At 60.7% G+C, this 6,704-nt stretch carries 5 protein-coding genes; all 5 read right to left on the bottom strand.

Annotation, left to right across the window (positions count from 1 at the left end; all coding sequences use genetic code 11):
- Positions 1-339 (bottom strand): methylmalonyl-CoA epimerase (gene mce / locus ABY948_RS10385; protein ID WP_461482467.1); only part of this gene is annotated, 339 nt, incomplete at its 3' end.
- Between the two features lie 54 nt (positions 340-393).
- Entirely contained in the window at positions 394-1,413 is a 1,020-nt protein-coding gene (meaB, locus tag ABY948_RS10380; RefSeq protein ID WP_461482466.1) for a methylmalonyl Co-A mutase-associated GTPase MeaB, read from the bottom strand.
- Positions 1,414-1,464: 51 nt separating this feature from the next.
- Positions 1,465-3,453: an acetyl-CoA carboxylase biotin carboxylase subunit gene (accC, locus tag ABY948_RS10375; RefSeq protein ID WP_461482465.1), complete on the bottom strand. Its 1,989-nt coding sequence runs from the start codon at positions 3,451-3,453 to the stop codon at positions 1,465-1,467.
- 62 nt (positions 3,454-3,515) lie between these two features.
- Positions 3,516-5,048 carry an acyl-CoA carboxylase subunit beta gene (locus tag ABY948_RS10370; RefSeq protein WP_461482464.1) on the bottom strand — a complete coding sequence of 511 codons (1,533 nt, stop codon included), beginning with the start codon at positions 5,046-5,048 and terminating at the stop codon, positions 3,516-3,518.
- Positions 5,049-5,174: 126 nt separating this feature from the next.
- Positions 5,175-6,704: methylmalonyl-CoA mutase (gene scpA / locus ABY948_RS10365; RefSeq protein ID WP_461482463.1), on the bottom strand; the 1,530-nt coding region annotated here is incomplete at its 5' end.

Raw genomic sequence — 6,704 nt, 5'->3', positions numbered from 1 at the left:
GCCGTGGGCGCCGATTTTCGGTTCACCATTGCCCAGCACCCGGACACCGGCAGCCATCAGCTGATCCCTGGCGGTCAAAATGTCCGCCACTTCATAGCAGATATGGTGCATACCGCCATCGGCGTTTTTCTCGAGAAATTTGGCCACCGGCGAGTTTTCACCGATGGGCAACAACAGTTCAATCTTGGTGTTCGGCAGTTCCACAAACACCACCCGCACGCCGTGTTCCGGCAGGTCCGTGGCGGCTGAAACGCTGGCCCCCAGGGCATCCCGGTAGGTGGCGACCGCCTTATCCAGGTCGGGGACAACGATGGCGACGTGATTCAGTTTTCCAATCATGGGGGGTACCTATTTCAATTTGTTTTGTTCAGGGCAGTGGCATGCGTCCGATTGCTAGCGACGAAACGCATCAATCAATTTTTTCGCCGCCACGGTAGCGGGAGTCCTGCCCGAAGTGACGTCCGCTTCCAGCGACGCCACCAGCACCTGTACGGCTTCGCTCTCTTTCAACTCTGTCAGCAGGGTATCGGCGGTTTCACTCCACATCCAGGCCCGGGCCTGGGCGGCGCGACGGGATTCAATTTCACCGGCCTCCGTCAGGGCCCGCCGATATTCCTCAACCGTCAGCCAGACATCATCCACCCCCTGGCGTTGCAATGCGGACAGGGGTTGCACCCGAACCTGCCAGTGGCGGCTGCGCGGATGCAGGAAATGCACGGCCATCTGGTAATCCGCCACGGTGCGCTCGGCCGCCGCCCGTTGGTCGCCATCGGCCTTGTTCACCAGAATCAGGTCGGCCAGCTCCATGATGCCACGCTTGATGCCCTGCAGTTCGTCTCCGCCACCGGGCAGCAACAGCAACAGGAACATGTCGGTCATCTGGGCCACGGCGGTTTCCGACTGACCGACACCCACCGTCTCCACAATGATCACATCAAAACCCGCCGCCTCGCAGAGCAGCAGGGTTTCTCGGGTGCGGCGGGTAACGCCGCCCAGTGTCTGACCCGCCGGAGAGGGGCGAATAAAGGCATCCGGATTGCGGGACAGGGTTTCCATGCGGGTCTTGTCGCCGAGAATGGAACCGCCGCTCAATGCCGAGGTGGGGTCCACCGCCAGCACGGCCACCCGGTGGCCCTGGCCGATCACATGGTTGCCGAAGGATTCGATAAAGGTGGACTTGCCCACCCCCGGCACACCGGAAATTCCCAGGCGAATGGAGTGGCCGGTATGGGGCATGACCAGTTCAAGCAGCCGCGCGGCCTGTTCCCGGTGATCCGCCCTGGTGGACTCCACCAGGGTAATCCCCTTGGCCAGGGCGCGGCGGTCACCGCGCCTGATACTTTCCGCAAGTTCTTCCGGGTTTGTCTGCAATGGGTCTACTCCGGCCATCGGTTCCAGTCTGTCAGGGGCCATTGTAACCGGCCAGGAATCGCTGCCAACCTGCGTATCATCCCGGTTGCGCCATTACTCGAATTCGACGATGGGCTGGTCCACCTTGAGGCTGTCGCCCACTTCGGCGGACACCAGCTTGACCACGCCATCGGCGAGGGCGCGCAGGCTGTTTTCCATCTTCATCGCTTCAACTACCGCCAGTTCCTCGCCCGCCTTCACGGCGTCGCCCTCTTTCACCTTCAGTTTCACCAGCAGCCCGGGCATCGGCGACAGCAGGAATTTGGACAGATCCGGCGGCTCTTTAATGAGCATATGCTGGCTCAGTTCCGCGGTGCGGGGCGTGACCACATAGACTTCTTTCTCGGCGCCGCGGTGGAACATCTTGAACAGCCAGCCGTCGCGGTCCACCTGGATACAAACCGGCTTGCCATTGATGACCGCCTTGAACAGCGGCTCACCCAGTTTCCAGTCGGTTTCAACAATGTATTGCTTGCCTTCCAGCGTCGCCACCACCGGCTCTACCGTCGTATCCACCGACACTTTGAAATTATCTTCACCCTGATTGGTCATCACGATCCAGTCAGCGGAGGGACGGTATTCATGGCTGGGCAGCTGACCGGAAATCATCGAACAGCGATCGCGGAATTTCTTGTTGATCACCGCAGCGGTGACCACACACAGCGCCGGATCATCCTGGGGCACCAGGTCGGGGCTGAAGCCGTCCGGGTACTCTTCCGCGATGAAGTTGGTGGTCAATTGGCCCGCCACAAACCGCGGGTGCATCATCAGCGCGTTGAGGAAACTGATATTGTGGTTTACACCGCGGATGTAATAGGCATCCAGGGCATCCACCATCCGCGAAGTAGCTTCTTCGCGATCTTTACCATAGGTGATCAGCTTGGCGATCATCGGGTCATAGAACATGGACACTTCGCCACCTTCATAGACACCGGTGTCCACCCGCACCCCTTCACCTGTCGGTGGGCGGTAGCGCACCAGCCGGCCAATGGAGGGCATGAAATTGCGGAACGGGTCTTCGGCGTAGACGCGGGTTTCCATCGCCCAACCCGTCAGCTTGACGTCTTCCTGGGTCAACGGCAGTTTTTCACCCGCGGCGACGCGGATCATCAGTTCCACCAGATCCTGGCCGGTGACCAGCTCGGTGACCGGGTGCTCCACCTGCAGGCGGGTATTCATTTCCAGGAAGTAGAAATTCAGGTTGGCGTCGGCGATGAACTCCACGGTGCCGGCGGATTTGTAATCCACCGCTTGCGCCAGAGCCACCGCCTGCTCACCCATGGCCTTGCGCACTTCCGGCGTCAGGAACGGCGACGGCGCCTCCTCAATCACTTTCTGATGACGGCGCTGGATGGAACACTCGCGCTCGCCCAGGTAGATGGTATTGCCGTGGCTGTCCGCCATCACCTGGATTTCAATGTGGCGAGGTTCCTGGATAAATTTCTCGATGAACACGCGGTCGTCACCAAAACTGGAACGGGCCTCGTTGGTGGCGCGTTCAAAACCGTCGCGGCACTCTTCCTCGTTCCAGGCCACCCGCATGCCCTTGCCACCGCCGCCAGCAGAGGCTTTCAGCATCACCGGATAACCGATGCCATTGGAAATCTCCACCGCCTGCTCGGCGTCGCGCACCACGTCGGTATAACCGGGAATAGTGTTGACGCCGGCCTTTTCAGCAATCAGCTTGGAGGTGATTTTGTCACCCATGGATTCGATGGCTTTGACACCGGGGCCGATAAAGGCGATACCGGCGGCATCCAGCGCCTGGCAGAAGGCCTTATTTTCAGACAGAAAACCGTAACCGGGATGTACGGCATCAGCGCCGGTCTGTTTACAGGCGGCGATGATCTTGTCGATCACCAGATAGCTCTCTGCTGACGCGGAGGGGCCGATATGCACGGCCTCATCGGCCATGGCGACGTGCAGGGCATCGCGGTCGGCATCGGAATAGACCGCCACCGTGCCAATCCCCATGGCTTTGGCAGTGCGGAACACACGGCAAGCGATCTCGCCCCGGTTTGCTACAAGAATCTTTTTAAACATAGTCTGATCTTCTTCGTGAAATTCTGTTGTCCAGTGGGTGCAATCAATTCAACGGCAACCGCTTACAGCGGAATATTGCCGTGCTTGCGCCAGGGATTCTCGATGTGCTTTTCACGCAACATTGACAGGGAGCGCGCCACCCGCTTGCGCGTTTGGCGCGGCATGATCACGTCGTCGATGAAGCCGCGTTTGCCGGCAATAAAGGGGTTGGCAAACTTCTCGCGATATTCCTGTTCGCGGGCGGCAATCTTTTCCGGATCGCCGATATCCCTGCGGAAGATGATTTCCACCGCGCCCTTTGGTCCCATCACGGCAATTTCTGCGGTGGGCCAGGCGAAGTTGACGTCGCCGCGCAGGTGCTTGGAGGACATCACGTCATAGGCGCCGCCATAGGCTTTGCGGGTAATCACCGTCACTTTCGGCACGGTGCATTCGGCATAGGCGTACAGCAACTTGGCGCCGTGCTTGATGATGCCGCCGTATTCCTGGCTGGTGCCGGGCATGAAACCGGGCACGTCCACGAAGGTCAGCACCGGAATATTGAAGGCGTCGCAGAAACGGATAAAACGGGCGCCTTTTTTGGAGGCGTCGATATCGAGACAGCCCGCCAGCACTATCGGCTGGTTGGCGACCACACCGACGGTGGAACCTTCGATGCGGATAAAACCGATCACCAGGTTGCCGGCATAATCCGGCTGCAGCTCGAAGAAATCGCCCTCATCAGCCACCTTGATGATCAGTTCCTTCATGTCGTAGGGCTTGTTGGGATCATCGGGAATCAGGGTATCCAGGGACAGCTCGGCGCGATCCGCCGGGTCCTCGGTGGGCCACACCGGCGGTTTTTCCTGGTTGTTGGCGGGCAGGAAACTGATGAAGCGGCGCAGTTTGACCAGCGCTTCCACATCGTTTTCAAAGGCCAGGTCCGCCACTCCGGACTTGCTGGAGTGGGTCACCGCACCGCCCAGTTGCTCCGCGGTCACTGTCTCGTGGGTGACGGTTTTCACCACCTCGGGACCGGTCACGAACATGTAGGAACTGTCTTTGACCATAAAGATGAAGTCGGTGATGGCCGGCGAGTACACCGCGCCACCGGCGCAGGGACCCATGATCATGGAGATCTGCGGCACCACCCCGGAAGCCATCACATTGCGCTGGAATACGTCGGCGTAACCACCCAGGGAGGCGACCCCCTCCTGAATACGGGCACCGCCGGAGTCATTGAGGCCGATCACCGGGGCACCGACCTTCATGGCCTGATCCATCAGTTTGCAGATTTTCTCCGCATGGGTTTCCGACAATGAACCGCCGAACACGGTGAAATCCTGGCTGAACACGAATACCAGCCGGCCGTTGACGGTGCCGTAACCGATCACCACGCCGTCGCCGGGGATATGCTCCTGTTCCATGCCGAAATCGGTGCAACGGTGCTCCACAAACATGTCCCACTCCTCAAAGGAGCCGGGATCGAGCAGCAGGTCAATGCGCTCACGGGCGGACAATTTACCCTTGGCGTGCTGGCCCTCAATGCGTTTCTGACCGCCACCGAGACGGGCCATCTCACGCTTTTCTTCCAGTTGCTCGATAATTTCGTGCATGGTGTTCTCCTGTCTTTGATAGCCGACGCACCGCGCCGGCAATACCTTAATAAGCTTGTTATCGTCGTTTGGTGTTTTGCCGGACTGACCGGCTGTGAAGTCGTCAGCGCCGACCGGCCAAGTCAGTTATTGCTGGCTCAGCAGCGCCAACACTTCGGCCGCGGCCTTGGGAATATTGGTACCGGGACCGTAGACGGCCGCCACACCGGCATCGTAGAGAGCCTGGTAATCCTGGGGGGGGATCACCCCGCCACAGACCACCTTGATATCGCCGGCGCCTTCTTTTTTCAGGGCCGCGATCAACTGGGGCACCAGGGTATTGTGGCCGGCGGCCTGGGAGGAAACCCCCACCACATGGACGTCGTTTTCCACCGCCATGCGGGCAGCCTCTTCCGGGGTCTGGAACATGGGACTGATATCCACATCGAAGCCGATGTCGGCAAATGCCGTGGCGATCACCTTGGCGCCGCGGTCGTGACCATCCTGGCCCATTTTGGCCACCAGCATCCGCGGGCGGCGACCGGCGTGGGCGGCAAACTCGGACACACTGGCCTGGATGGCGGCAAAGTCGGCATCCCCTTCATAGGCCGAACCGTAAACACCACTGATGGTGCGGGTTTCCGCCCGATGGCGACCCCATATTTTCTCCAGGGCATCGGAAATTTCACCCACCGAGGCGCGGGCGCGGGCGGCATCTACCGCCAGTTCCAGCAGGTTGCCCTGGCCGGATTCCGCAGCGGCAGTCAAGGCATCCAGCGCCTTCTGGCAGGCTTCGCTGTCGCGCTCGGCGCGGATGTTGTGCAGCCGGGCCACCTGGGATACGCGCACCGCACTGTTGTCGATGTCGAGGATATCCACCGGCGGCTCTTTCTCCAGCTGGTATTTGTTGACGCCGACGATCACCTCCTCGCCGCGGTCGATGCGGGCCTGGCGCAAGGCCGCCGCCTGTTCGATGCGCAGTTTCGGCATGCCGGACTCCACCGCCTTGGTCATGCCACCCATGGCTTCCACTTCGTCGATCAGCACCCGGGCTTCCTTCACCAGTTGATCGGTGAGGCTCTCCACGTAGTAGGAGCCGGCCAGCGGGTCCACCACCTTGGTGATACCGGTTTCTTCCTGGATCACCAGCTGGGTGTTGCGGGCGATGCGGGCGGAAAAATCCGTGGGCAGTGCCAGCGCCTCATCGAGGGCGTTGGTGTGCAGTGACTGGGTGCCACCCAACACCGCGGACATGGCCTCGATGGTGGTGCGCATCACATTGTTGTAGGGATCCTTGCTGGTGAGGCTGACACCGGAGGTCTGGCAGTGGGTGCGCAGCATCAGCGAGCGGTCGTCGGCGGGCGCGAACTTATCGCGCATCAGCTCGGCCCACAGCCGGCGCGCGGCGCGCAGCTTCGCCACCTCCATGAAGAAGTTCATGCCGATGCAGAAGAAGAAGGACAGCCTCGGCGAGAAGGCGTCCACGTCCAGCCCGGCGGCGACCGCGGCGCGCACGTACTCGATGCCGTCCGCCAGCGTGAAGGCCATCTCCTGCACACAGGTCGCACCCGCTTCCTGCATGTGGTAGCCGGAGATCGAGATGGGGTTGAAGCGCGGCATCTCGCGCGCCGTGTAGCCGATGATGTCCGCGACGATGCGCATGCTCGGCTCGGGCGG

The sequence above is a fragment of the Porticoccus sp. genome (assembly GCF_041592135.1).
In the GTDB taxonomy this organism is placed as follows: domain Bacteria; phylum Pseudomonadota; class Gammaproteobacteria; order Pseudomonadales; family Porticoccaceae; genus Porticoccus.
The sequence above is the reverse complement of the archived record's forward strand: the minus strand, read 5'-3'. Positions and strand labels throughout refer to the sequence as shown.